This is a genomic window from Leptolyngbya sp. FACHB-321 (assembly GCF_014695975.1).
Classification (GTDB): domain Bacteria; phylum Cyanobacteriota; class Cyanobacteriia; order Leptolyngbyales; family Leptolyngbyaceae; genus Stenomitos.
In genome coordinates this window covers 1-26,256 of sequence record NZ_JACJPI010000059.1, presented here as the reverse complement: position 1 = coordinate 26,256, position 26,256 = coordinate 1, and the positions used below count along the sequence as shown (strand labels likewise).

General features: G+C 50.7%; 15 protein-coding genes and 2 pseudogenes. 5 read left to right on the top strand and 12 right to left on the bottom strand.

Going from position 1 to position 26,256, the window contains the following annotated elements; translation table 11 throughout:
• The first annotated feature begins 1 nt into the window (after position 1).
• Positions 2-853 (top strand): DNA/RNA non-specific endonuclease, encoded by an 852-nt coding sequence (locus H6F76_RS14055; RefSeq protein WP_190509131.1) that lies wholly within the window; start codon positions 2-4, stop codon positions 851-853.
• A gap of 23 nt (positions 854-876) precedes the next feature.
• Here the strand turns inward: H6F76_RS14055 and H6F76_RS14050 are convergent, their stop codons facing one another.
• Positions 877-1,539 (bottom strand): phosphoribosylanthranilate isomerase, encoded by a 663-nt coding sequence (locus tag H6F76_RS14050; protein ID WP_190509063.1) that lies wholly within the window; start codon positions 1,537-1,539, stop codon positions 877-879.
• Between the two features lie 125 nt (positions 1,540-1,664).
• On the opposite strand from H6F76_RS14050, the gene psaK reads away from it, so the two are divergent.
• Both psaK and H6F76_RS14040 read left to right on the top strand, forming a co-directional pair.
• On the top strand, positions 1,665-1,928 hold the full coding sequence (gene psaK, locus H6F76_RS14045; RefSeq protein WP_190448468.1) for a photosystem I reaction center subunit PsaK: 264 nt from the start codon (positions 1,665-1,667) through the stop codon (positions 1,926-1,928).
• Positions 1,929-2,152: 224 nt separating this feature from the next.
• On the top strand, positions 2,153-5,218 hold the full coding sequence (locus tag H6F76_RS14040; protein ID WP_190509062.1) for a hypothetical protein: 3,066 nt from the start codon (positions 2,153-2,155) through the stop codon (positions 5,216-5,218).
• A 196-nt stretch (positions 5,219-5,414) separates the two neighbouring features.
• On the opposite strand, the gene H6F76_RS14035 is transcribed toward H6F76_RS14040, so the two are convergent.
• The 9 genes and pseudogenes from H6F76_RS14035 to H6F76_RS14000 all read right to left on the bottom strand — a co-directional run bounded on the left by H6F76_RS14035 (position 5,415) and on the right by H6F76_RS14000 (position 18,398).
• The gene (locus H6F76_RS14035) at positions 5,415-5,936 is read right to left on the bottom strand and encodes a type IV pilin-like G/H family protein (RefSeq protein WP_199322109.1); all 522 of its coding nucleotides are present in this window, start codon (positions 5,934-5,936) and stop codon (positions 5,415-5,417) included.
• A 383-nt stretch (positions 5,937-6,319) separates the two neighbouring features.
• Complete coding sequence (locus tag H6F76_RS14030; protein WP_190509060.1) at positions 6,320-7,660, bottom strand: hypothetical protein; 1,341 nt, start codon at positions 7,658-7,660, stop codon at positions 6,320-6,322.
• A 263-nt stretch (positions 7,661-7,923) separates the two neighbouring features.
• Positions 7,924-9,288, bottom strand: a complete 1,365-nt coding sequence (locus H6F76_RS14025) for an 8-oxoguanine deaminase (RefSeq protein ID WP_190509059.1) — start codon at positions 9,286-9,288, stop codon at positions 7,924-7,926.
• A 266-nt stretch (positions 9,289-9,554) separates the two neighbouring features.
• Positions 9,555-12,212 (bottom strand): DNA topoisomerase (ATP-hydrolyzing) subunit A, encoded by a 2,658-nt coding sequence (gyrA, locus tag H6F76_RS14020; RefSeq protein ID WP_190509058.1) that lies wholly within the window; start codon positions 12,210-12,212, stop codon positions 9,555-9,557.
• A gap of 461 nt (positions 12,213-12,673) precedes the next feature.
• On the bottom strand, positions 12,674-13,102 hold the full coding sequence (locus H6F76_RS14015; RefSeq protein WP_190449893.1) for a response regulator: 429 nt from the start codon (positions 13,100-13,102) through the stop codon (positions 12,674-12,676).
• A gap of 29 nt (positions 13,103-13,131) precedes the next feature.
• A pseudogene (locus H6F76_RS31495) lies at positions 13,132-13,875 on the bottom strand (ATP-binding protein); the annotation flags it as partial.
• Between the two features lie 30 nt (positions 13,876-13,905).
• Positions 13,906-14,343 (bottom strand): annotated as a pseudogene (locus H6F76_RS31490) (PAS domain-containing protein); the annotation flags it as partial.
• A gap of 126 nt (positions 14,344-14,469) precedes the next feature.
• Complete coding sequence (locus H6F76_RS14005; RefSeq protein ID WP_190509056.1) at positions 14,470-17,772, bottom strand: EAL domain-containing protein; 3,303 nt, start codon at positions 17,770-17,772, stop codon at positions 14,470-14,472.
• 320 nt (positions 17,773-18,092) lie between these two features.
• Positions 18,093-18,398, bottom strand: a complete 306-nt coding sequence (locus H6F76_RS14000; protein WP_190509055.1) for a transposase family protein — start codon at positions 18,396-18,398, stop codon at positions 18,093-18,095.
• A gap of 291 nt (positions 18,399-18,689) precedes the next feature.
• Here H6F76_RS14000 and H6F76_RS13995 point away from each other — a divergent pair, with 291 nt between their 5' ends.
• Positions 18,690-20,045: a cytochrome P450 gene (locus H6F76_RS13995; protein ID WP_190509054.1), complete on the top strand. Its 1,356-nt coding sequence runs from the start codon at positions 18,690-18,692 to the stop codon at positions 20,043-20,045.
• A 224-nt stretch (positions 20,046-20,269) separates the two neighbouring features.
• Positions 20,270-20,449, top strand: coding sequence for a hypothetical protein (locus H6F76_RS13990; protein ID WP_190509053.1), 180 nt, complete (start codon positions 20,270-20,272; stop codon positions 20,447-20,449).
• Positions 20,450-20,542: 93 nt separating this feature from the next.
• Here H6F76_RS13990 and H6F76_RS13985 read toward each other — a convergent pair whose 3' ends face one another.
• Together H6F76_RS13985 and H6F76_RS13980 are read right to left on the bottom strand one after the other, a co-directional pair.
• Positions 20,543-25,297, bottom strand: a complete 4,755-nt coding sequence (locus H6F76_RS13985; RefSeq protein ID WP_199322108.1) for a non-ribosomal peptide synthetase — start codon at positions 25,295-25,297, stop codon at positions 20,543-20,545.
• Between the two features lie 83 nt (positions 25,298-25,380).
• Positions 25,381-26,256 (bottom strand): phosphopantetheine-binding protein (locus H6F76_RS13980; protein WP_190509051.1); only part of this gene is annotated, 876 nt, incomplete at its 5' end.

Genomic DNA, 26,256 nt, shown 5'->3' with positions numbered 1-26,256 from the left:
CATGGGTTATGAAGTGCAGAGAGGGGCGATCGCCGCAAGGATTCGCTCACGTTGGTATCTAGCCGCAGTCGGGTGCCTGCTCCTGCTGCTGGTGGGCTGTAACTTACTGCTCAAACCGCCTGCTACTATCAGCGTTCACTTGGCGTTGGGCAACCCCAGCAATGCCACAGCCAGTCCTCTTAGCCCAGACAACTACCTGATGGTCAAGCCGGAGTATACGCTGTCCTACAACAACAGCAAGCGCATTCCCAATTGGGTCAGTTGGCAGTTGAATGAGTCCTGGTTGGGCACTGTGCGTCGCAGCAACGATTTTCGCCCAGATGATCAGTTGCCAGCAGAATGGTATCGAGTGTTGCCCACAGACTACAACGGGAGCGGCTTTGATCGCGGTCATTTAGCTCCTTCCGGCGATCGTACTAATACTCCAGACGCGAACTCTGCCACCTTTTTGATGACCAACATTCTGCCCCAGTCGAAAGCAAATAATCAGGGACCGTGGCAACAGTTGGAAAGCGACTGCCGTAGTTTGGTGCGGCAGGGCAAGGAACTCTATATCGTGGCTGGTGGCTACGGCAAGAAACGAGTGCTGACTAAGGGCAGCATTGTGGTGCCAGCGTATACCTGGAAAGTGATTGTCGTGCTCGATCGCCTCAATGCCGGTAGCCGAGCGATCAATGAGCAAACCCGAGTGATTGCGGTGAGTGTGCCTAACTTTGAGGGCATTAGAGAAACCGACTGGCAGACCTATCGCGTTTCTGTCGATGCGATCGAAGCGGCAACCGGGTACGACTTTCTGACCAATGTGCCAGTGGGTGTGCAAGCAGTGTTGGAACGCCGAGTGGATACCCAGTAAAAGCGTTCTGTCCTCAAGACGCTTCAGAAACCACCACTTTGGAGCTGACTTAACAACCGAGCGACCTCAGGCAGGTTTTTGTCGCCCGGACTGTACTCCACACCGCTAGAAAGGTCAACGCCGTGCGGCGTGGCTTGACGTAGCGCCTCCAGCACGTTATCGGGTGTCAACCCGCCTGCCAGAAACCAGGGGCAAGCTGGCTCAAATTGCTGAAGCGATCGCCAGTTCAATGTTTTTCCAGTGCCACCGAGCAATCTGGGATCGTAAGCATCCAGCAGCAGCGTGTTAACGCAGGCAGTATAAGCATCGACCTCGCTAAGATCCGACTCAGAACGAATGCGTAGGGCTTTGATAATTTCAACCTTGGGAAGCTGTTGTCGGAGTTGATCGCAAAACTCAGGCGTTTCGGAGCCATGAAGCTGCACTCCGCTCAGGTTGCCGATCGCCACCGTTTGACAAAGTACTTCCAAGCTGGCGTTGACAAACACACCGATGCGATCGCACAGCGGTTCATTGATCGCCCAATCGCAAGGAAGGGTGGAGACAATAGCGGCAATCTGCGTTGGAGAGACATAGCGTGGAGAGGACTGGGCACAGATAAACCCCAAGGCAGTCGCGCCGAGTTGGGCGATCGCCTGACCCTGCTCCGGTTTAGTGATGCCGCAAATTTTGACTCGTAGACCCATGACTTGTATCGAAAGATGACACGTTCGTTAACTCTTGAAACAAAATCAGCTTTTTTAGAGGTTCGCTCCTGAGAGCTTTTTATAATCCTTCTTGTTTATAAGCGTATCAATCTTTAGGAGGCAAAATGTTTTACACACCTTTAGCGGCTGTTGCACGAAGCGTCGAATGGTCGCCCAACGTTGCCATTGTCATGATTGCAGCAAACCTGCTGGCGATCGCGATCGGTCGTTTTGCCATTCAACGACGTGGTGTCGGTCCTGCGCTACCAGTCAAAGCACCCGGACTCTTTGAAGGGTTTGGCGTACCAGAATTGTTGGCAACGACAAGCTTTGGGCACATTCTGGGCGCTGGTTTCATCCTAGGACTTAGTAACGCTGGCGTTCTTTAAGCACTGGGCGTTTGGTGCTTGATTACTACCGTTCTCCTACTGAGGCGTTTTCATACTGAGGCGTTCTCCTACTTAGGAAAGTGGCAGTCAAGTACTTAAGGTTGCTAATTTGAAAGTAAGACTTGACAGCCTGGGTGGTATGGCGATCGCTGTGCTACCCAGGCTGTTGTATTTAGCGCCTAATGGTCGCCATCACCATGTATGCTGCATCCCCACTTTTGGCTATGAGTGCCCCCGTTTTCACAACGCTGTTTACAGGCTTGCTGCTTGCCTTTGCTGTGCAGTTGTTGTTGACAACCTTTGGTGTGGCGGCTGGCATTACAGCGATCGGCTATCTGCCCAGTACTCAGTCCAATGATGAGCCGGAAGCAACCACTACAAACAGCAATACAGCGGGCAAGCTTGGTTTTGCTATTGGGGCTAGCACCCTCTTGACTGTCAATGTTGTTTTGTTCATCGCGTGCTTTTTAGCCGTGAAACTAAGCCTTGTTAGTAGCCCAACCCTGGGAGCCGTTCTCGGTGTCGTCATCTGGTCGGGCTATTTTTTGAGCGTGCTTTGGCTGAGTACAAAAGCTGCTGGATCGCTATTGGAAACGTTGGTTGGTGCAATTAGTGGGGGTGTACAAACGTTAGTGACAACGATCGCGACTGCATTAACGCGAAAAGAGAAAACAGCAGACGTACTACCAGCCGCTTTGACCAAGCGCATAGCAGCGACAGAAACCAGCCTGGCAACCCTACAAGATCAGGTAGAAGCAACCGATCGCAACCTTGAAACCACGCTGCGAGAGTATGTGCAGACCATACAACCGCCTAAGCCTGATTTGCAGAGCATTCGACAGGTAGTAGCAAGTGTTCTGGCTGATTCGGGAGTGTCCGCCGTGGCGACAGGGCTGGATCGCATCGATCGTCAAACGCTGGTAGAGCTAGTCAGTAGTCGCTCTGATTTTTCCACCCGTGATGTGAACGATGTCGTGGATCAGCTTGAAAGCGTATGGCAGGAGGTGATGGGTGCCCCTAACGCGATCGCTGACCTCACCACCTTCTTCCAAACTGCCAACCCAGACCAACTGACACCAGAAGCGGTCAACGATCGTCTCCAGCGCCTTCTAGCGGCTCAAACACCCACAACTGATGATCAGGCAGCGGCAGACGATCAGCAGGTCGCAGCAGTCACCAGCACTTCACTAGAGCCGCAGCAGTTGCTCAAGCGCCTGACGCGGATTGTGCGTGATCGTGTAGACCTGTCAGATCTGGATGTTGGCAGTCTTTTGCAGCAGTTCCAGTCATTCACACAGTCGTCTAAGTCAGCAGAAACGACTGATCAGGCAGCGTTCCACAACACGATCAAAGCTGATGTTGAAGATTATCTGCTCAATGCTTACCCCTGGAATCTGACGCGCAAGACGGTACAAGCAGAATTCCAGGATGTCATTTACGACCCAGAAGCAAACCCCGCTGCCGTACAGCAGCAGCTTTCAGCCATCGATCGAGACTTTTTTGTAACGCTGCTAGAACAACGGGATGATCTGTCGTCCAAAAAGGTAGAGAAAATTGTCGATCGCCTAGAAGAAACCCAACAAGCCGTGTTGCAAAAGCTGGAGACTGCTATTGCTGAAGCCCCGTTACAAGCCTTTAGCCAGCAGGTTGTGACCGATCTTCAGGCAGCGTCTGAAGCCGATTTAAAGCCACAGCATCTTCAAGAAAAACTGCGGTCACTGCTCCATCAGTCAGGTGTTACGGTCGATCGCTGGAGCGCTTACCTGCATCACCTCAACCGCGATCGCCTGGAAGCGTTGCTGACTGAACAGCGAGAATGGAGTGGAAAGGCTTTAGACGGGTTGATAACGGCGCTTGAAACCAGTGTCGATCGCTTACTGGCAGAGGTTCAAGCGCATCAAGCCGCCGTAGAAACAGAGGCAACCGCACTCTGGCAAGCTCTGGGCGCATACGTGAGCGATCACACCCAGAAGCTCACCGCCCGTGATATCCAGCGTCAGCTTAAACACCTTACAAAAGCCACTGCGGTTGAATTTTCTGACTTGCAAGGCTACCTGCCATCGTTTGATCGCGCTACGGCTGAAGAGTGGTTAAGCGCTCACCCAGACTTGACCAAAAAGCAGCGGCAGCGAGTGCTTTTGCAGCTAGAAAAAGCCTGGAGCCGCTTGCATGAGGCACCCCAAAAGGTTGCTGACAAAGTATCTGATGGTAGTCAGGTTCTCACTTTGCTGCAAGACTTTCTACAGAACCTTGACCTCTCTACGTTCAATGCGACTGACCTGCCTCAAGCGTTGCTTGGCTACCTGAAGCAGCACTATGCAGACGTAGATTGGCTCGGTCAGATCGGCTCATTGGATTGGCAACCCCTGCTTGAATCCGTGCAGCAGCGACCGGATCTGACAGAGGAGCAACGACAGCAACTATTGCGGCAGGTGCAGCGATCGCTCTACACCATCGGCAAACTACCGCGTCGCTTAGCACTCCGCAGCAAGCGGCAAGTGCAAAGCTGGCAAGACCATTTGACTGATTATTTACGCTATGCCGAACCGGACGATCTCCGCCTCGATCGCCTGCCACACTCTCTACAACGCCTGTTAGATCGCGTTCAAACGATCTCTGAAACCGCCCCAGATTGGCAGCATCTAACAAATCTTAGCCGCGATCGCCTGGTGGCACTACTCTCTGAGCGAGGCGACATTGCTAACGATGACATTAGCCAGATTGTCGAGACAGTAGAAACGACGGTGCAAGGGGCGATCATCCAAGCCCAAACCCTACAGCAGCAGGCTCAGGCTACTATCGCTAAGACGCTTGACCAGTTGCGTCACTCGATTGCCTCCCTGCCGCTCCCTGACCTGGACTACGATCGCATCAAGCAAGACGTTCAGCAAGTTTTGGTTGACCCTCGTGCAGGGCTAGAAAGCCTGAGCAGTTCCCTGGGAGACACGCTGCGCGACCAGTTGAGCACGCTAAATCGCGATACACTTGCTGCCCTGATTAGCACTCGTGACGACCTTTCTACTACCTTTGCACAACAAATTACCGATCGCCTTGATGCCGCCCGCCTAAGTGCGATCAACCAGATCGAAACCGTTCAGCAAGCCGCTAACCGTCGCCTTGAAGCGTTGCAGCAACAGGCACAGCACCAGGCAAACGAAACCCGCAAAGCTGTCGCGATCGCTGCCTGGTGGCTCTTTGTCACAGCCTTGTCGTCGGCGTTTACGTCTGCGCTCGCTGGTGCCCTAGCAGTTGGCGGCATCGAGTGGATTGAACAGATGTTAGGGGCATGAGGCAGATAGAACGAAGCTTTGAATTTCGAGTTTTCGACGCTACGTTTTACTATTAGCCAACGCTTGCTTCTAACAACCAACCTATAACAATCAGCTATAGCAGTTGAAGCGAACGTTAGGACAGACTTAAACCTTGAAACTTCCTTTGAGCAAGGGTTTCGATTCATCCCTTATCCTTTATCCTTTTGCTATACCATTACTGTCCTACAGGCTTAGTGCTAGAAGCGCATTTCACCGAAGTAGCGTTGATAACAGGCTGTTCCGCTTTTCCCTGTTGGGCTGCTTTTGACTCACACAAAACAACTTCTATCCTTGCGTCACCAGTGCCGCTTTGAGCGATCGCCACTACGCCAACATAGGGACGCAAACTAACACTTAATGACTTAGCATCATGAACGGCGTATTGGTTGCCCGCGCTATTCAGACGGATGGAGTAGCCGTAGTTTAGGCTGCTAGGGAACGCTATGCCCAAGTGGTTCACTGTATCGGCGAACTGAGTACGCTCCAGTATATAGCTCTGTTGAGCACGATTGAGCGTACCGAGATACATCTTTGCCTCAATCTGTTTGGCTTTGCTTGCCTGATTAAGAAACGACGGCAGCGCGATCGCTGCCAAAATGCCGCTAATAACCAGTACGATCGTGACCTCAAGGAGAGTAAACCCCTGCTCCTGCTGCCGCTTGTCTTGCAGTAGCCCCGCCCCTTGACCAGTCTTCACAGATACCAACTCCTGGCGAATCTCCGATCGGGCTGTCGCTAAACGTCTTCAACCACTCTCATCACCTATGGCTTTGTTCTAAGGCATACTACCTCTACTTAAGCCAGAGCCTTGTTGCAGAAAGCGATCGAACTAGCAGCAAACAGCCAAACCTTTCAATTCTTCTTACAATTAAAGACCAGCTAAAACAGGATAATTTTGCAGATTACCTCAGCATAATTACGGGAATAAAACGACTTTAATGTAACGTTGAGCTCAGTACCATCTGTCCTCAAAGATGATTGGGTAGCCAGCACTTCCAGGTATCCACGCCAAGTTATTGCACGGCACTGTGCATCTCTTCTCTAATCCTTCAAAGCATTCTTTAAAGACGCTCCACTAATCTATCCGACAGGTACAACCGCAACATTTCCTAATGTGACATCGGCACCGGCAGAGGTTGTGTCATCGCCAAAGAACAAAAGGTTAGGCGTTTGGTAAGGGTTAGGAGGGTTAACTGGAAAGGGAAGTACCGGCACTTGAGGATTAAAGGAACTATAGTCAGTCAAAAAGCCTGACAGAAGCAAGGTCTTCAAATCATTCGTATAAAGTTGGTAAGCATTCCCTTGAACAACTAAGTTGTAGTTGTTGAAAACAGTTGTATCTAAATTCGCGTTTGCGGTCGGAGCAGTACTGCGAGTAGACACATTGCCACTAACTTGCTGTGCCCAAATTTGATTAGTCCAAAAACCGATTTCAATACCTTGCAAATCGTCGCTAATCACTACAATACTGAAACCTGCCCGATTGTCATTGTTGTGACTTTCACTATTAATTTGGACATCAAAGTTAATTCTAAAACCATCATTGCGATCGAGTGTAGGAAAGGCTGAATTAACTAGATTTAGTGATGGATTAAAGGGGTTAGAAAGGTTCGCAGTGTAGTTACTGTAGCCCGTATAGCTGACTGCATCGCTGACAAACCGGGTGCCACCGCTAGTAAATGTTTCGCTACCGTTTCCAGTAGTGGGAAAAGCCGATGTCGATCGTAAAGTAGTGTAATCGAGCCAACCCTGACTGTCAGGTAGCCCTCCCAACGAACGATTATAAAGAGCAGTTGCTACAGTAATACGATATTCGTACTGTCCATAAAGCATAAAGTGATTGTATACTTGGGTCTTGCTTAAGCCTGCTGCTTGTAAGTCAGGATTATTAGCAAGATAATAATTGACATCAATGAGCTTAGAAAACCGTCGTCCCTCTTCTAAGCCGTAAATCTCTAAATGCTGTAGTAATTGTTTTGGTCCTGCGTCCGCAGCAAGCAAATCTGGATTGTTCGCTTGATAGAAATTGAGATCAACAAACTTAGAAAACGATCGCCCTTCATTAAGTCCATAGACTTCCAGGTGCTGCAAAGCTTGAAAGCGATTGCCGCCATAAGCTTGACTAACATCTGCGTTCTGTGTTAGGTAGAAATTGAGATCAACAAATTGGGAAAATTGGCGGTTCTCACCAACGCCATAAGTTTGTAAATGACCAAATAATTGTTGATTACTACTCACGCCAGCCGCTGCTAAATCTGGATTGCTCGCGCGGTAGAAGCTGAGATCTGCAAAGGCTGAAAAGCGACGACCTTCACCTAACCCATAGGTTTGAAAATGAGCAGCGGCTTGCTCGTTGCTGAAGGTTGCTAAATCTGCATTAGCTGCACGATAAAAGTTGGCATCAAAGAGACTGATAGACATCTGCTTTTCCTTAAAAAACAAACGTATGCCTGAACGTCCTGCATACTCACCGCTACCTTATAGGTATATAATTATTTTTCGCTCGGATTAAAAGCTTTGATCACTCAATCTTTGCATTGAGGGCTCGTTCCCTTATCCAATCTTTAAGGAAGAGACTGTTTAAGCAACCCCTAAAACTGTGTAAAACGTCGTATAGGGCTTGCTTCAGCATCTCGATCGCTCGCTAGCGCGCTAGATCTCTAACCTACGCTACCTACTTACTTTTACGTAGGGTTTAACAGTTGATGGGCAATTCGGTTGTGTTTTTCCACCAGTGTGGGCAGTTCAATAGTCGTAAGTTGCCCTTGATCGACAACCTTTTTACCATTGATAAAGCTGTAATCTACGGAGTTAACTTGACAGAAAATTAGTGCCGCTACGATGTCATGATGTGCCCCTGCAAAAGGATGTCGATCGACATTAACGGCAATAAAATCGGCGGACATACCAGGGGCGATCGCGCCAATATCATCTCGACCCAGCACTCTGGCACCACCCAGGGTCGCCACTGCTAAAATTTCCCGTGCTGACATTGCAGTGGGGTCGCAATCGCGGACGCGGGCTAACAGAAAAGCAAGGCGGGCTTCTTGCAGCAAATTGCTAGTGTCGTTAGAAGCGGAACCATCGGCACCAATGCCAACCGGGACATTGTGATCCAACAGTTTGCGGACGGGGGCAATACCGCTAGCAAGGCGCATATTGCTACAGGGACAGTGCGCCACGCCTGTGCCAGTTCTGCCAAATTTCTGGATAGAGTCGTCACTCAGTTGAACGCAATGGGCGTGCCACACATCCTCACCCAGCCAGCCCACTGACTCTGCATAGTCGCCTGGAATCATGCCAAAATTTTCCAGGCTGTAGCTGACATCCGACTTGTTTTCTGCTAGATGGGTATGCAAGCGCACACCGTCGTACGATCGTGCCAGTTTGGCTGATTCGCGCATGAGATCCTGTGACACGCTAAACGGTGAACAGGGAGCCAGCGTCAACCGTAGCATTGAGTGGCGTGAGTTGTCGTGATACTGCTCAATCAACCGCTGCGAGTCTTTAAGGATGACGTCTTCTTGCTCTACTAATGAATCAGGCGGCAAGCCTCCGAGGCTTTCGCCCACGCTCATACTGCCGCGGCTGGCATGAAACCGTAGCCCGATCGCCTGCATTGCCTCAATTTCATCATCCAATGTGCAGTCATTGGGATACAGATAAAGATGGTCACTGGCAGTAGTGCAACCCGACAGCATGAGTTCTGCTGCCGCCATCTGAGCACTAATGTAAACCCCTTGTGCTGTGAGCCGTGCCCAGAAGGGATACAGCGTTTGCAGCCAGTTAAAAAGACTGCAATTCTGTGCCGCTGGCACAACCCGTGTCAGCGTTTGGTAGAAGTGGTGATGCGTGTTCACCAAACCAGGCAAAACAACGTGTCGCCCCTGCAAGTCCAGAACTTCGTCGGCGGTCTGGGGTAATGCTGCTGTTGTCCCCACTTGCTCAATCACATTATCGTGCACAAAGATGGCTGCATTGCGAAGCTCCTGCCGCGCTGCATCCATCGTGACTAGAGTATGAATGTTCTTAACCAACAGCGTTGGCATAAAGTTTGAGATGCTGGATTGAGTAAGTCAGCTTGCAACTATCAGTTGAACATTCAGAATACCAACGCTTCTGTCAGAACGCTGACAATTCTGGCATAAAGGGCTAACGGGACACAGATTAAGTGAAGGCAATTTTATCTAAGAACACAGCCTTGACTTAGCATTACTATGCCAAAGACCCTTGCCCTTCTAACCTGTAAGGTCTACAGATGACTTAATTCACCAGCCTCAGTCTTTTACTTGCTCCGTTAATGGCTACAACGCTTCTATTCTGCTGCTTGCTCCTCATCTACAGCTTCATCAGGAAGTGCAATGTCTTCCCCAGTAGAAAGCGGTACAAGCGCAACGGCTGCGATCGCGTCGTCCTCATCGAGCCGCTGTACTCGCACACCTGTAGCCGATCGTGATTGAGACGAAATAGCATTAACCGACTGGCGAATAATGATGCCCCGATTCGTGACCATCATTAGTTCTGCACCTTCATTAACGATATGCAGTGCAGCGAGGCGATCGCCCTTTTTGCGGAACTTAGTGGCAACTAAACCCATGCCTGCACGGTTTTGCAGACGGAACTGTGCTACTGGCACCCGCTTACCGTAGCCGCCCATTGTCACGACTAGAATCCAAGGACCCATTTGGCTGCTGGCTGCTAGGGGTTGGTCAACTTCCCCAGCTTCGCCAGTTTCAACCAGTTCGCCGTTTAATTCGCTATTAAGTTCCTCAACCTCTGGCTCCACAGCCGATTCCAGCACTTGCGCCAGATCCGCCACAATTTGACTGGGTAAGATGTCCATTCCTATGAGGCGGTCGCCCTCGCGCAGCGACATCGAGCGTACGCCCCGCGTTGCCCGTCCTAAAGGACGTAACTGCTCATGGTTCGCACGAAAATGAATCGATCGTCCCAAGCTAGAGCCAATAATAATGCTGTCATCAACCCGTGCACGCCGCACCCAGCGAAGTTCATCGCCATCTTCCAGCGAGATCGCAATGAGTCCATTGGCGCGAATATTACTGAAAGCAGTCAGCGCGGTTTTTTTGATGTAGCCGTTGCGAGTCAACATTACCAGATATTCGTCAGCGCTAAACTCGGTAACGGGGATAAACGCAGTGATTTTCTCCTCACGGGGAATGGGCAGCATTTGTACAATTGGCGTACCCCGTGAAGTGCGTGACCCGACAGGAATCTGATATGCCTTGAGGGCATAGACAACACCTCGATCGCTGAAAAACAGCACACTATCGTGGTCGCAGCAGGTGAGAAAATGCTCTACCCCGTCATCTTCCTTCATGCGGGCACCCGCTTTACCCCGAGTAGCACGGCTTTGGGATTCAAACGTGTTCACAGGCATCCGCTTGAGGTAGCCCTGCTCCGTCAGCAGGATGACGGCTCTCTCGTTCGCAATGAGGTCAATGTCGCCCAGTTCGTCTTCCGATTGTTCAATAATGGTGCGGCGTGGCGTGGCGTGCTTAGCACGAATCTCAGTGATTTCAGTGACGATAATCTCGAGAATGCGTTCACGCCGTGCCAAAATGTCGCGCAGATCGGTAATCTGAACTTGCAAATCTTCATGTTCGCGTTGAATTTTTTCGGCTTCTAGCGCGGTCAGACGGCGAAGCTGCATTTGCAGAATGGCATCTGCCTGTGGTTCTGAGAGTCCGTAAGTGTCGATCAGTTCTTGCTTTGCGGTCGGTGCATCCGCAGCATGGCGAATCAGGTTGATGATGCCATCCAGATTGCTCAGTGCAATTAGCAACCCTTGCAAGAGGTGATCGCGCTCTTCGGCTTTACGCAGGTAATAGCGGGTACGTCGTGTAATCGCTTCGATGCGGAAGTCAAGAAACACTTCCAGGAAATGTTTTAGCGTCAACAACTGCGGCTCGCGGTTAACGAGCGCCAGCATATTCGCGCCAAAGTTTGCCTGTAGCGGTGTTTGCTTGTAGAGGTTGTTGAGTACGACGCGGGGATAGGCATCGCGCTTCAGTTCAATGACGATCCGCATCCCATCACGATCGCTCTCGTCCCGAATATCCGAAATGCCTTCTAGCCGCTGCTCATTCACCATCTCAGCGATTTTTTCGATCAGCGCAGCTTTGTTCGTCTGATAGGGCAACTCGGTGATGATGATGGCTTCACGATCGGGGCGACCACGATGCTCGATCGTTTCAATCTGTGCTACACCCCGCATGATGATGGAGCCACGCCCAGTAGTATAGGCTTCACGAATCCCAGTTCTACCGAGAATCTGTGCCCCTGTAGGGAAATCGGGACCGGGGATGTACTGCATCAACTCCAGATCCGTCAGATCAGGATTTTGAATCAGCGCAGTGAGACCATCGATCAGTTCGCCCAGGTTATGCGGCGGAATGTTAGTCGCCATGCCGACTGCAATACCCGACGACCCATTCAGCAGCAGTTGTGGAATGCGGGCAGGCATGACCAGCGGTTCTTGCTGCGACCCGTCGTAGTTTGCGCCAAAGTCAACGGTTTCGGCTTCAATATCTTGCAGCAGGGCATCGGTCGTGAGCGACTGCAAGCGACACTCGGTATATCGCATCGCTGCAGGCGGATCATTATCTACAGAACCAAAGTTACCGTGCCCGTTGATGAGGGGCGATCGCATCGAAAAATCTTGCGCCATCCGCACCAATGCGTCATACACCGCTGTATCGCCGTGAGGGTGGTACTTACCAATGACATCCCCAACAACGCGAGCGCACTTACGAAAAGGACGATCGGGCGACAAACCCAACTCGTGCATGGCATAAAGAATGCGACGATGCACTGGTTTCAAACCATCGCGCGCATCAGGAAGTGCCCGACCCACGATGACGCTCATCGCGTATTCCAGGTACGATCGTGACATTTCGTTCCGCAAGTCGGTAGGAACAATCCGATCGTTGGGGGTATCCTGGGAAAAAGTCATATGCGAAAAGCTCCAAAACGCAAGCTGGTACCCACTGTGGGAGCGACTCTAAACGCAACCCAAGAGGCGACGGTCGCACCAGTAGAGATGCGATCACTTGTACCTCTAAATTGTATCATCGATCGACCTTTTTAGGCGATCGACAGCAAGAGGTGACTTCAGCTCAAAACCCTGCTGAGAAACCGTTTCAAAGCACACACCAGCCTTCAAGCATCGGTCTTAGATTAAGACTCAGACTGAGATTTGAACCTGAATCAAACTATGATCAACGCGAGTTCGACGAGGTTAGAAAGAGGCGGCTCAGGCAAGCCTTTGTACTCTAGATCTCAGGAGGGCTTCTTCTCTTGGTCGGTATAAGCGATTAAGCCAGCCAATTGATTGACCAAGAAGTTGAAGACATTGCGTTCGCAAAGCGTGTGCAAAGCACTTAGGCGAGAGTATTCAACCACTTGGTTGCTCACCTAATCGTTCGAGCTACCGACTGGTAGGTCAACAATTTCAAACCAGTACTTGCCCAAGCTCTGCATTACTTCTACTAAGGAATTAAACATGACTGGTTTTGTGATGTACGAGTTAGCGCCCAGATCATAGGTGCGGTAAATATCTTCTTCAGCTTTCGAGGTTGTTAAGATCACGATCGGAATTTGCCGCAGATCTGGATCAGCTTTAATTTCTTTCAGCGCTTCACGTCCATCTTTACGAGGCATATTTAGATCAAGCAAAATCAAACCAGGTCGCGGTGAATGCTTGAGATCACTATATTCACCCCGTCGATATAAATAATCCAGCAATTCTTCCCCGTTTCTCACGCAGTGTAAATCATTGGCTAAACGACAAGCGGCTAAAGCACTCCTTGCCAACATGAGGTCTTCCTCATCATCATCAGCCATCAGAATAATAATCGGTCTGCCAGAATTACTCACGGTAGAACAAGTGTGGGGGATTGCTGTAGCGGTAGGGTAACAATGAATGTTGCGCCTTTTCCTAGTTTACTGGTTGCGGTAATACTCCCGCCGTGGCGTTCAGCGATCTTACGGCAAATAGCCAAACCAACTCCGGTGCCTTCATATTCATTCCGGTAGTGTAACCGTTGAAACACAGTGAAGATGCGGTCTAGATACTTTTCTTCAAAGCCAATACCGTTATCTGAAACCTGAATTTGACAGATTTCAGAGACGGGTGCTTTGTCGTTCGCAGCATCTTGTCGCTTGAGCGTTTGCGCCTGAAGGGTAATGAGAGGCTGCACATCGGGCTGGTGGAACTTAAGCGAGTTGCTGATCAAGTTTTGCAATAGTTGCCGCATTTGGAGCGGATCAGCATCAATGGTGGGTAGTGATCCAATGTCAACATGTCCGCCAACGCGCTGAATCTGTACTTCTAAATCTGACAAGACTTCTTGAGCAATTTTAGTTAAAGCAACGGGGACAAAGGGCTGTGCTTTGGTAGTAATGCGCGAGAAAGCTAACAAGTCGTTGATCAACGTTTGCATTCGAGCTGCCGCGTTTTGCATACGTTGCAGGTATTGTTGCCCTGTTTCGGGTAAACAGGAACCAAATTCGCTGGTAAGGAGATCGCCAAAGGCTTGAATTTTGCGGAGCGGCTCTTGCAGGTCGTGAGAGGCAACCGACGCAAAATCTTGCAGTTCCCGATTGCTCTGCTCCAGTCGGGCAGTAAATTGCCTTAACGTCTCTTCGGTCTGTTTGCGCTCGGTAATGTCCTCGATCGCCAGCAGAATAAGGCAGCTTTGAGCCGTGTCCTGAAAAATCTGACGTGCGTTGACCAGCATTGTCCTGCGTCCAATCTGCTGAAACTCATGCTCGACTTCAAAGTTTTCAAAGGGCGTATTCTCTGACAGGACAGTCTTTAGCAGAGTGTGCAGGGAGGGAATGTTCCACTGACCGTTACCCAAGTCGTGAAACAAGCGATCGTAGGTCTCAGCGGGAGACACTTGGAAAGTCTGATAAAACGAATGATTGACTGTTTTCACACGCAACTCAGCATCCAATACCACGAGTGGTTCTCGCACTGTTTCAAAGATGCTTTGGGTATAAGCTAGGGATGCTCGTAAGAATGCCCGCGATTGCTGATCGGCTGGGATAGCGTTGTCGTGCTCTGAACTTGAAGGTATCACTGAAGTTCCCTTTAAAGCGTGTGCGGTAGTAGATCTGGGTGGTAGAGATAGAGGGAAGCTGATGTGCTGAACTGGATGGGTTTCACTGTGTGGGTTTCAAAAGGGGACTGATATGCCGTTGACGTTTTAAGCAAATTTGCACGCTTTCATCGCTTCGTGTTGCTCGCGCTGGGCGTGTTCTGCAATGAGCTTTTCTGTGGCGATCGCATCGACAGGTCTAGAAAAGAGATAGCCTTGACCGTACTCACAGCCCAAGGCTTTGAGATGTGAGAGTTGTTGCTGGGTTTCGATGCCTTCGGCGACGACATCCATACTTAAATTCCAGGAAAGGGTGGCAATGGTTCGCACCAGTTCTAGCTTCTCCAGCTCAACATCCATTTTGTTGATAAACGATCGATCAATTTTGAGGGTGTCTACAGGAAACCGATAGAGGTAACTGAGGGAGGAATAACCCGTCCCAAAATCATCGATCGCTAGCTGAACGCCCAAGGTTTTAAGCTGTTGCAGCATGGTGATTGTCGATTCGGCATGCTCCATCAGGGAACTTTCCGTCAGTTCCAGCTTTAAGCTGCTGGGATGAAGACCGGTTGTCTGCAAGCTTTGCTTGACGCGCTCCACCGCATCTGGTTGCGTCAATTGCTTACCAGACAAGTTCACACTCATACTAAGAGAACGTTTGACCGCAAACTGCTGCTGCCAAACCTGCATTTGACGACAGGCTTCTTGTAAAACCCACCACCCAAGGGGCACGATCAAACCAGTATCTTCTGCGGCTGGAATAAACTCTCCTGGCGAAACCAGTCCTCGTTGCGGATGCCGCCAGCGCACTAGTGCCTCAAACCCAACCAACTGTTTGTTTTTAAGCGAGACGATCGGTTGGTAGTGCAGTTCAAACTCCTGGCGTTCGATCGCGTGGCGGAGGTCAGTCTCAAGTTGCAGGAGTGCGACTGCTTGCGCGTGCATACTTGTATCAAACATTTCATAGCGAGACTTGCCCAATGCTTTGGCACGATACATTGCAACATCGGCATCACGCAAAATCTCTTCTGGTTGCTTATAACCTGTTGCACTTAGTGCAATGCCAATGCTGGTAGTGGCAAACATTTCGTGCCCACTTAAGTGAAACGGTTGTGCCAGTTCCATTTGAATACGCTCTGCTACCCGTGTCGCATCACTCGCACTCTCAATGCCCTCTAGCAAAATAACAAACTCGTCGCCGCCCAAACGGGCTACCGTGTCTTCTAACCGCACACAGAGTTGTAGCCGCCGCGCGATCGCAATCAAAAGCTGATTACCAATCACGTGACCCAGGCTGTCGTTCACCCGCTTGAAGCGATCTAGATCCAGAAAAAGGACGGCGAACAAGTACTGCTCATGGCGTTTGCCCCGTTCGATCGCCCGTTCTAATCGATCCATAAACAGGGCGCGGTTTGCTAGGTCAGTTAGTGCATCATGCAGTGCATCATGCAGTAGTTGCTTTTCGGTCCGCTTACGGCTGGTGATATCCGTCAAGGAACCTGCAATTCGCACTGCTTTACCATCGTCGTCGTGCACTGCTAACCCACGACAGAGTACCCATCGGTAAGTATCATCCTGGTGCAGCATCCGGTGCTCACTTTCAAAGTCAGGTGTCTGAGTCGCGAAGTGAGCCAGCAACGCCGCTTGCACGTGCTCAAAATCTTCTGGATGAATCCGGTTAAACCAGTCATCTAGACTACTGCCGATTTGGTCTTCTTCGCAGCCCAACATTGACTTCCATCGGGGCGAAAAATATACCTGATTGGTTTTCAAGTTCCAATCCCACAGTCCATCTTTGGCACCTTGCACCGCAATGGCATAGCGCTCCTCGCTCTCCCGCAGCGCCGCTTCTGCCTGTCGCCGATACGTAATGTCCTGAAAGGTCACGACCGTTCCAATTAACGTCCCATGCTCTAGAATTGGTGTGCTGATGTATTCCACCAAAAAGCTGGAGCCATCCTTGCGCCAGAACACCTCCTCTCTAACGTGATGGAGGAAACATTGGTCAGCGGCTGAATCGATCGAACCTGGTTGCCAGTGCAGCGTTCCCTTCGGCTGCGACGAATGCACAAAACCAGGGATAAGTTTGCCAATCAGTGCGTCAGCGTCCCAACCCAGCATTTGGGCGGCGACCGGGTTAATAAAGGTGAGCTTTCCCTCTAAATCCAGACCATAAATGCCTTCTCCAGCCGAGTTTAAGACTAGCTCGTTCTGGCGGCGCAGGCGCTCAAGGGCTGCTTCAGCCTGTTTGCGGGCAGTGACATCCGTTTGCAAACCCACAAAGTTAATCAGCGTGCCGTCGTCACCAAAGACTGGGTTAAGCGTCAACTCGTTCCAAAACGGAGTGCCATCCTGACGATAGTTGAGCAGCGTGCCTGTAAAGGACTGGCGTTGGGCGATCGCCTGTCGTAGTTTATTGGTCGTGCTGGGGTCTGTCTCTGGACCTTGTAGAAAGCGACAGTTTTTTCCCAGGGCTACTTCGGCTGTATAACCCGTGATGGCTGTAAAGCCAGGGTTCACAAAGATGACCGGGTTGTCGGGTAACGTTGGATCACTCAGCGTCACACCTGTGCCAATGTGAGAGATTGCCGCCGCAAGCTGACTGTTTTTATGCATAGCCTGCTTTAGGGCGACCTCTGCCTGTTTTCTCTCAGTGATGTCCGTGATGATGCCATTGATGCGCGTTGTCTTCCAACCGGCATCGCAGACTAGATAAGCGCGATCGCGCACCCAACGAAGCGTGCCATCAGGCTGTAGGATGCGATATTCCAGATCTTTAGAACCGCTGTGTAAGAGCGCTTGCGATTCGTGCTCGACCCAAGGGCGATCGTCGGGATGCACCACTTCAAACCAGAGGTTGGGATTAGCCGCAAATTCACCGGACGATCGCCCATAAAGGGTATGCACCGCAGTGCTCATATAGAGCATCTCAAAGTTAGGCGCAGTCGCAGACCAGACCACGTCTTTAAGCGATCCTAAAATGCCATCCAGTTGTGCTTCACTCTTGTGCAACGCTTCTAAGGTGCGGTTGCGTTCAATCGCATAACGAATCGATCGTTCTAGGAGTGAAGCATCAATCTGACCTTTCACCAAATAGTCTGCCGCGCCTGCCTTCATCGCCGCCAAATCGATGTCTTCATTCGACTGCCCAGTCAAGAGAATGATTGGCGCTCTGCAACCATTTGCCAGAGCGGCTTGCAAGAATTCTAACCCGTCATGCGGTCCCAGACGGTAGTCCACTAGATAAACATCATGTTGATGGTTGGCAATGCTCTCCAAAGCCGCTTCATAGGTGGCTACCCAATCGAGAGCAAACGTTACCGGCTTGATTTGAGAGAGCAAACTGCGGGTGATGAGGTAGTCCTCTTCATCATCCTCAACTAAAAGCACGTTAACGGTACGGGAACACATATAGCAGAGTCTCAGTATAAGGCGTGCGACACAGGATGACAGCGGGAGTCGATAACTAGTGCAGAACGCCTTTGCATTGATGTAGCTCTGCTATTGTACTCGTCTCCCAAACAACCATCCTAAGCAACAAAAGTGACATAGTAAGCTAAGTATTCCCCTGCGATCACTTGGTATACCGCTTTACATTGAGCAAACTCTGGCGTTTCCGTAACAAAGGAACTAAAACCACCGTCTAGAAGTGCTTCTGGGTTGAGTTCGCGCTGTTTTTTGCTGTGCAAGCACAGCAAAAAACAGCGTTATACCAATTCCTTCAATACCCGCTACAGATAGTGCTCGTAGGATGGGACTTTATTCTGCATGTCATACTCCTTTTGCAAGCCGAGAAAGCCTAAAGCCACTTCAGTTGGAATGTCAGTCGGGATATTACCTGTAATATCATCTTCATCATAGAAGCGTTTATCATGCAACTTACCCTTACAGACTTGGCTCAAAATCAAGACTCGTTTGTTCTCATCGACAGCGGCGAGATGTTTACGGGTATGTCGTCTCTTCTTCCCTGAGTCATTCACTTTTTGGGCTTGCGGGTCTTGCGTGCACTGAATCGGTCGTTCTGTCCCATCGATCATGACTCACTTGACTTCTAGAAAGCGCTCAAAAAAAGCTTCGATGCTATCCGGCTTGCGCTCTGGTAATACCATCTTCTTGCCTAAGGTTTGCTCCAGAAGCAGTTGGAGACCTTAGAGGACAGCAACGCTCGCTAGACTTGCTGTCGGCTGTCATTGATCAGCTGCTACGCTGGCTTGTTTCTGCTGCTATGCTAAGCAGTCAGTCTTTCAAGAGCAGCTAGCAGCGGGAAAGCAGTTCGCTTACAGTGACGGTAAAGTGCAAGAGTCACAACTTCAAGCTTCCCTACTGCCATGAGCAAAGGTCTACACCAACTCTCTCGCCCGAAAGGCTCACTGTTCTTCGGCAATACGTTTGACTTTGCCAAAGATCCCCTCAGCTTTTTGACTGCTTGTGCCGCCGACTATGGGGAAATTGTGCCTTTACGGTTTCTCTTCTCTTCCGCCTGTCTGCTGACCCAGGCAGAGCACATTGAGCAAGTCCTGAAGCAACCGGAACTGTTCACTAAACGCACACCCGCCTGGCAAGCGGTGCGTAGTCTGGTGGGCGAGGGACTGCTCACCAGCGAAGGTGCGTTTTGGGCACGTCAGCGTCGGCTCATGCAACCCATGTTCCATCAACAGCGCATTGCTGCCTATGGCGAGACGATGGTGTTCTACGCTGAACGCATGGTGCAGACCTGGCAAGAGGGCGAAGTGCGTGATGTGCATCAAGACATGATGCAGTTGACGTTAAACATTGTCACCAAGACCTTGTTTAATGTGGACATGACAGGCGTGGCTGCACAAACCATTGCTCAGACGTTAGAAGTGGCGATGGAGTGGTTTTTTAGTCGCCGTAAACAAGCGTTTCTGCCCCTCACGGGCTTGCCGACGCCCATCAATCGTCGCTACAAGCAAGCACTCCAGACGATGGATCAAGCCATTGCTGCGCTGATCCAGGAACGCCGTCAGAGTGGCAACGATCCAGGCGATCTATTGTCCCTGCTCCTGCAAGCTCAAGATGAGGACGGCAACCGGATGAGTGATCGCCAGTTGCGTGATGAGCTGACCACATTGATGCTGGCAGGGCATGAAACGACAGCCAATGCGTTGTCCTGGACCTGGATGTTGTTGGCACAGCACCCCGCTGTTGAAAGTAAGTTGGTCAGCGAGTTGCAAGTGGTGTTGGGCGATCGCACCCCTACTCTGGCAGACCTGCCTCAGCTACGCTACACCGAGCAGATTATTAAAGAAGCGCTGCGGTTGTATCCGCCCCTCTTTTCGCTGGCACGTGCTCCCATTCAAGACTGTGAGTTGGCTGGCTATCACATTCCAGCCAAGCACATTCTTATCTTTAGCCCCTGGGTGATGCATCGGAGTGCGCGTTATTTCACCAACCCACTGCAATTTCAGCCCGAACGGTGGGAGCACGACCTGGAAAAGCAGTTACCGAAGGGCGTCTACTTTCCCTTTGGCGAAGGACCCCGCGTTTGTATTGGTCGGAATTTTGCCCTGATGGAAGCGGTTTTGTTACTTGCCACCTTTGCCCAAAAATACCAGTTCAGACTGTTGCCGGATCAACGGCTGACACCGCTGCCCTCCATGACCCTTCGCCCGCAGGCAGGCATCCTCATCCAGGTAACGAAGCGTACAGAGGTCAAGCGTTGAGCCGTTGAGGGGCAGTAATAGCTCAGCCGATCATGAGAGCCGCTGTCTAGCGTTCCTTCTGTTCATACATATCAAAACCGTCACTTTCTGCCTAGATGGGCCAGTGGGGCTGCTTAGACCTCTGGCGCTAATGCTTACCTGGCAACTGGCTTTGCAACTTAAACAGCAAGAGTGACCAGTCGCCTCTTGCCAGAGCCCTGTCTGGCTGCTCAAACAACGCCTGAATGAATTGCTCCAGTTGTTCTGGTTGCCAACCCAACGCTGCTACCTTCTGGGCGATCGCCCCTCAAGCGCTTCTAGCCTTTCATGTCAATGGTGCATCTGTGAATGCCCACTTAGCAGAGCAACTTCTCTTGCCAACTGAGGCTTCTCCAGTTTGTCTTTACCAAGTAGCAAGTGATTGAATAGGCAAGCCTGAAGTCAAACGAGCACTGAACCAAGACCGATAGATGGCAAATAATCTAGGCTTACTCAATTTGAGATTCAGCACATTTTTTCTAAGTCGTTACGGTAGGCAGATATATCTTTAAAAGCTGGCTGATGGGCAAACAGTTAATAGTTGTCTTGGCTAAACCGTTTAAGGTGTTTTGGCAATCAAACGTTGGATCACTATGATCAGAGATTGACAAGGTAGAGCGATCCTGGTCACTTTCCTCTTTGTACAGAGGTAAGAACGGGATAAGGGCGTTGTCTTGCGAGGTTTGTTCTTGCTGCAAAAGGGTTTCTCGCCATTGAGTATATGGAAGCTTTTTGAGGGGATAGCCATCTGCCTGGATTTGTTCAAAGAACTCTACTTTACGAATGGGGCAGGGATGTACCAGGTGGAAGGCTTTTTTGAGTAACTGCGGCTGTTTGGACAAATGAACGATCACCTGACTGACATAATCGACAGGCACAAATGACTGTTGTTCAGTGCCCAAATCAGGGAACACTCCCATCTGAATACAGCCCCGAATGAAACTGAATTCAAAATCTTTGCTGTTGCTGACTGCGGTTTGGCTTGATCCTGCGATCGCGCCTGCTCGAAACACCGTTACAGGCAACCCTCTTGATTGAGCCATCCACACCAGCTTTTCGGCAACCCACTTACTTTGAGAATAGCCCAGATCGAGATGGCTTTCATGACCGTCGATCAGTTCATCTTCTCGAATAATGGTTGCGTCACTGTAAGTACTGCCAAAAATTGAAATGGTAGAAATGTGATGAACTGGTTTAACTTTAGTTTGGCAGGCTAGCCTGAGAACTTCTTGAGTTCCTAACACGTTCGCTGCTTTGAGCTGTTGGTAGGACTTAAAGAAATTGACATCTGCGCCATTGTGATAAATCGTATCGATCTGGGCTGCTAATCGAGCAAACTCTTGAGGCGCAAGACCGAGTAATGGCTGGGCAAGATCTCCTGAAATGGGAACGATGCGAGAATGATTGAAGGCTGGATGCCATAGTTGGTATTTCTCCAACGTGGTTTGTAAGCGGCTCAACCCTTCAGAATTATCAGCAGCCCGAACGAGACAATAGATATGAGCTTCAGTCTGTTGCAGTAACTCTTTTAGCAAAAACGCGCCTAAAAAGCCTGTTGCACCTGTAAGGAAAATGTGTTTGGGATGCGAGATCTGATCCATCTCAAATGCCTGCGCTCTGCTAGGTGAAATCTCGGGAGGCAAGATGGCTTCAGACTTCAAGGTAAGCGTCTGTGTAATGGATACGAGTCCGTTCCGATCGACAGTTTCAATCAGTTGAGCTAATCCTGCGATCGTCGGCTGCTCAAATATACACCGCACAGGCAGCTTCACCTGAAAGGTTTCTCGAATCGCAGCAATCAACTGAGCAGCTAGCAGGGAGTTGCCCCCTGACTCAAAGAAGTTGTCCTGAATGCTCACCTGCTCAATGCCGAGAAGCTTGCTCCAGAGGGCGGCTAACTGCTGCTCTATCAAGGTTTGAGGTGGCGCGAGCGCGACTTCTGCCTCACTGCGGTCGTATTCGGGTGTTGGCAGGGCACGACGGTCTATTTTACCGTTGGCATTAAGCGGCATCGATCGCAGCAGCACAAAGCGATCAGGCACCATATAATCCGGTAATTTTTGGTTCAAGAAATCTCGTAAGTTGCGATTCAAACGGCGCTGTAGCGTTTTGAGAAAACCTTGAGCTTCAAAAAGGAATTCAACACTGTGTCGCAGTAAGCATTGCTGATCTGGGGTGAGATTGAACTTAATTCCAGCTTGGTTGCCTTGCTGCCACACGATCGTTCCCTCTAACTGTTGTTCCTCCGTCGTTCCGGGTAGCTGAAGTCGTAACTGAACCGCGTGACCGGGTTTTCCATCTGCCGTAATGCCCATCAAACAGGTGCCATCAAAGGATAAATCTGTTGTGTTCACGCTGACGGGGGGAAGCCCATTCACAATTGCCAGACACTTCAGTTGCACCGGAATGCGATCGGGTAGGAGTGTGGTCACTAGATAGGCAATCAGACGTTTGGTTCCAAAGGATTCTTGAACGACAACAACCGCTTCTTGAATATCGGGATGTTGTGCGAGGACGGCTTCAATTTCACCGAGTTCAATGCGAAAGCCGCGCAACTTCACTTGATGGTCGATGCGATCGAGATAGTCAATGGCACCATCGGGACGATAGCGGGCAAGGTCTCCAGTTTTGTACAGGTGGGGAGTCGGGAGTGGGAAGTGGAGAGTGGGGGAATTGCTTACAAAGGGGTCGGGAAGAAAGCGCTCTGCGGTGAGTGCAGGACGGTTGAGGTAGCCTCTGGCAACATTAACGCCACCGATGTAGAGTTCACCCGTAATGCCAATGGGCACCGATTGAAGCTGGGCATCCAAGATGTGCATCTGAGTGTTAGCGATCGGTCTGCCGATGGGCACGGAGCGCTGCTGGTCTTCGGGTTGACAGTGCCAGAAAGTGACATCAACAGCCGCTTCAGTGGGTCCATACAGGTTGTGCAACTGCGCGTGGCAGCGCTCAAAGAAGCGGGTTTGGAGGTCCACTGGCAGCGCTTCACCACTACACATCACCTGTCGGATGGTGTAGCAGCTTTCTATGTTGGGTTCTTCCAGAAACACCCGCAGCATGGAGGGAACAAAGTGGAGGGTGGTAACTTGCTGTGCGGCAATCAATTGCACCAGATAGGCAGGGTCTTTGTGTCCCTCTGGTCGCGCCACAACCAAGCAAGCACCGCTCATCAGCGTCCAGAAGAATTCCCACACCGAGACATCAAAGCTGAAGGGCGTTTTTTGCAGGACGCGATCGCCCTCCGTTAACTGATACTCCGCCTGCATCCACAGCAAGCGGTTGCAGATGCCCCGATGGGTGTTCATCGCACCTTTGGGTTTGCCCGTGGAACCCGAGGTGTAGATAACATAAGCAAGATGGTCAGCCGTCACGCCACTTTCGGGATTCTCAGTTGAGCTTTGAGCCAGTTGATGCCAATCGATGTCGAGGCAAAGCATCTGTGCTTGATGGGGCGGGAGCCGATCGACTAGATGCGCTTGCGTCAATAAAAGCGGCACTTGAGCATCGTCGAGCATGAACGCCAGACGCTCGGATGGGTAGCTGGGGTCGAAGGGGACATACGCTCCACCGGCTTTGAGGATGGCGAGGAGTCCGATGACCATCTCCAGGGAGCGATCGACGCAGAGGCCGACGAGGACATCGGGTTGCACACCGAGAGTTTGTAGATAGTGAGCGAGTTGGTTTGCCCGTTGATTCAATTCCTGGTAAATAAGCTGTTGTCCTTCAAAGCTAACGGCGATTGCATCTGGAGTGCGTTCGACCTGGGCTTCGACCCACTGGTGCAAACAAATGTCGAGCGGATAATCCACCTGGGTTTGGTTCCAGGTTTGCAACTGTTGTTGTTCAGCAAGGGTGAGTAGGGGCAGTTCAGAGAGCAATTGATTGGGATTGGCGATAATTCCTTCGATCAAGGTTTGAAAATGTCCTGCCATGCGATCGATTGTCGCGGCATCAAATAAATCTGTGCTGTACTCAATCTCAATGTTGAGAGTGTCGGCGTCTTCCTCAACAGCAAAGGTCAAATCAAATTTGGATGTAGGGCTTTCAATCGGGTCAAAACTGAGCGTCAAATCAGACGTTAGGGTTGAAACCGACACATTTTGAAAGACGAACATCACCTGAAACAGCGGATTTTGGCTCAGACTCCGTTGTGGATGCAGCGCTTCTACTAATTGCTCGAAGGGCAAGCTCTGATGGTCATAGGCGTTTAAGGTGACTTGCTGGATGCGCCTCAGCAGCGTTTGAAAACTGGGATTACCCGCAAGACTGGTGCGAAGCACAAGGGTATTCACAAAGAAGCCAATGAGATTTTCAATTTCAACCCGATCGCGGTTGGCAATGGGTGAACCGACCAAAATATCGTCTTGTCCCGTATAGCGATACAGCAATGTTTTGAACGCTGCTAGAAGGGTCATAAACAGGGTTGCCCCTTCCCGCTGTGCCACGATTTTTAAGGCAGCGAGTGGGCGATCGCCAATCACAAAGGAATGGGTTGCACCCCGAAAGGTTTGAATGGCGGGGCGAGGACGATCGGTCGGCAGTTCCAGAATGGGCAAATTGCCGCCAAGCTGTTGCGTCCAGTACTTGAGTAACTTGTTCTGCACGTCTCCCTGAAGCCAGTCGCGTTGCCATTGAGCAAAGTCTGCGTATTGAATCGAGAGTTCTGGCAGTGGTGAGGGTTTGCCTTGAGAAAACGCCGCATAAAGGGCAGACAATTCCTGAAACAGCACGTTGAACGACCACAGATCAGAAACAATGTGGTGCATGGTCAGCAACAGCACATGCTCGGTGGAAGCCAGGTGCAGCAGGGTTGTTCGCATCAACGGTCCAGTACTGAGGTCGAATGGCTGTTGTGCGTCTGCGGCGGCGAGGCGTTGTACTTCTGTTTGACGATCGTCCTCCGACAAGTGCTGTAACTCAATCATTGGAAGCTGCCAGGGCACGATCGACGCAATGACCTGTACAGGTTCACTATCGACTGTGGCAAAGGTTGTTCGCAGGCTTTCGTGTCGCTGCACAATCTCGTCAAGGCTTTTTTCCAGCACTGCGACATCCAGCGTTCCCTGTAGCCGTACTACCAACGGCAAGTTGTACAGCGCACTATCAGGAATCAGTTGATCCAAAAACCACAATCGTTGTTGAGCAAACGACATGGGAAAGATGAGAACGTCGTCTTCCAATGAATCGTCTTCCAAAGCTTCAAAGTGAGAATTGTTGTTCACGTCAACTACCATGCCCATGCTCCTGATACCACTTAAAAAATTGATTGGTTGCGATCGTCCAAACCAGCACATTCACCAAATGCCCACTAAGACATTTATTGCAAGGACGATCGTTTGACTCGTCGGGCACTCCGAGAAATTGCGCCGATCGTTGGCACGGGGGAACTACTGCTTTGAAGCTGTTCAATGACCGTGGCAAGTGCAGCGATAGTCGGAGATTCAAACAAATGGCGCAGCGAGACATCGACCTGAAAGAGGCTGCGCGATCGCGAGACGACCTGCGTTGCCAGCAGCGAATGTCCGCCGAGTTCCAAAAAATTGTCGTGGATGCTGATTTGCTCCAAGTCCAAAACGTCCTGCCAGATGCCTGCTAATGCTTTCTCTGTCAGCGTTTGCGGTGCAACAAACGGATGTTCAGATGGCATCTGTTCCGGTGCTGGTAACGCCTTGCGATCGAGCTTCCCATTCGCGTTGACTGGCAGTGCATTTAGCGTGACAACGGCAGTAGGAACCATGTATTCCGGCAGTTTTTGATGGAGAAAGGCTTGCAAGTCGTGGGGCACGATCGTCTGTCCCGGCAGGGCAACTACGTAGGCAACGAGTTGTTTGTCACCCAAAGCTGTTTCGCGATCAATGACGATCGCCGTTTGCACTGTTAGATGTTGTGCGAGGACGGCTTCAATTTCACCGAGTTCAATGCGAAAGCCGCGCAGCTTCACTTGATGGTCAATGCGACCGAGATAGTCAATGGCACCATCGGGACGGTAGCGGGCAAGGTCTCCGGTTTTGTAGAGGTGGGGAGTGGGAAGTGGGGAGTGGAGAGTGGGGTGGTTTTTCCCAAGTTTGAAGAATGGATCAGGAAGAAAGCGCTCTGCGGTGAGTGCAGGACGGTTGAGGTAGCCTCTGGCAACATTAACGCCACCGATGTAGAGTTCACCCGTAATGCCAATGGGCACCGATTGAAGCTGGGC

Coding starts and splice junctions, on each gene's coding strand:
- H6F76_RS14055 (WP_190509131.1), top strand. CDS start 2: ATGGGTTATGAAGTGCAGAGAGGGGCGATCGCCGCAAGGATTCGCTCA.
- H6F76_RS14050 (WP_190509063.1), bottom strand. CDS start 1,539: ATGGGTCTACGAGTCAAAATTTGCGGCATCACTAAACCGGAGCAGGGT.
- psaK (WP_190448468.1), top strand. CDS start 1,665: ATGTTTTACACACCTTTAGCGGCTGTTGCACGAAGCGTCGAATGGTCG.
- H6F76_RS14040 (WP_190509062.1), top strand. CDS start 2,153: ATGAGTGCCCCCGTTTTCACAACGCTGTTTACAGGCTTGCTGCTTGCC.
- H6F76_RS14030 (WP_190509060.1), bottom strand. CDS start 7,660: ATGTCTATCAGTCTCTTTGATGCCAACTTTTATCGTGCAGCTAATGCA.
- H6F76_RS14025 (WP_190509059.1), bottom strand. CDS start 9,288: ATGCCAACGCTGTTGGTTAAGAACATTCATACTCTAGTCACGATGGAT.
- gyrA (WP_190509058.1), bottom strand. CDS start 12,212: ATGACTTTTTCCCAGGATACCCCCAACGATCGGATTGTTCCTACCGAC.
- H6F76_RS14015 (WP_190449893.1), bottom strand. CDS start 13,102: ATGGCTGATGATGATGAGGAAGACCTCATGTTGGCAAGGAGTGCTTTA.
- H6F76_RS14005 (WP_190509056.1), bottom strand. CDS start 17,772: ATGTGTTCCCGTACCGTTAACGTGCTTTTAGTTGAGGATGATGAAGAG.
- H6F76_RS14000 (WP_190509055.1), bottom strand. CDS start 18,398: ATGATCGATGGGACAGAACGACCGATTCAGTGCACGCAAGACCCGCAA.
- H6F76_RS13995 (WP_190509054.1), top strand. CDS start 18,690: ATGAGCAAAGGTCTACACCAACTCTCTCGCCCGAAAGGCTCACTGTTC.
- H6F76_RS13990 (WP_190509053.1), top strand. CDS start 20,270: ATGAATTGCTCCAGTTGTTCTGGTTGCCAACCCAACGCTGCTACCTTC.
- H6F76_RS13985 (WP_199322108.1), bottom strand. CDS start 25,297: ATGGTAGTTGACGTGAACAACAATTCTCACTTTGAAGCTTTGGAAGAC.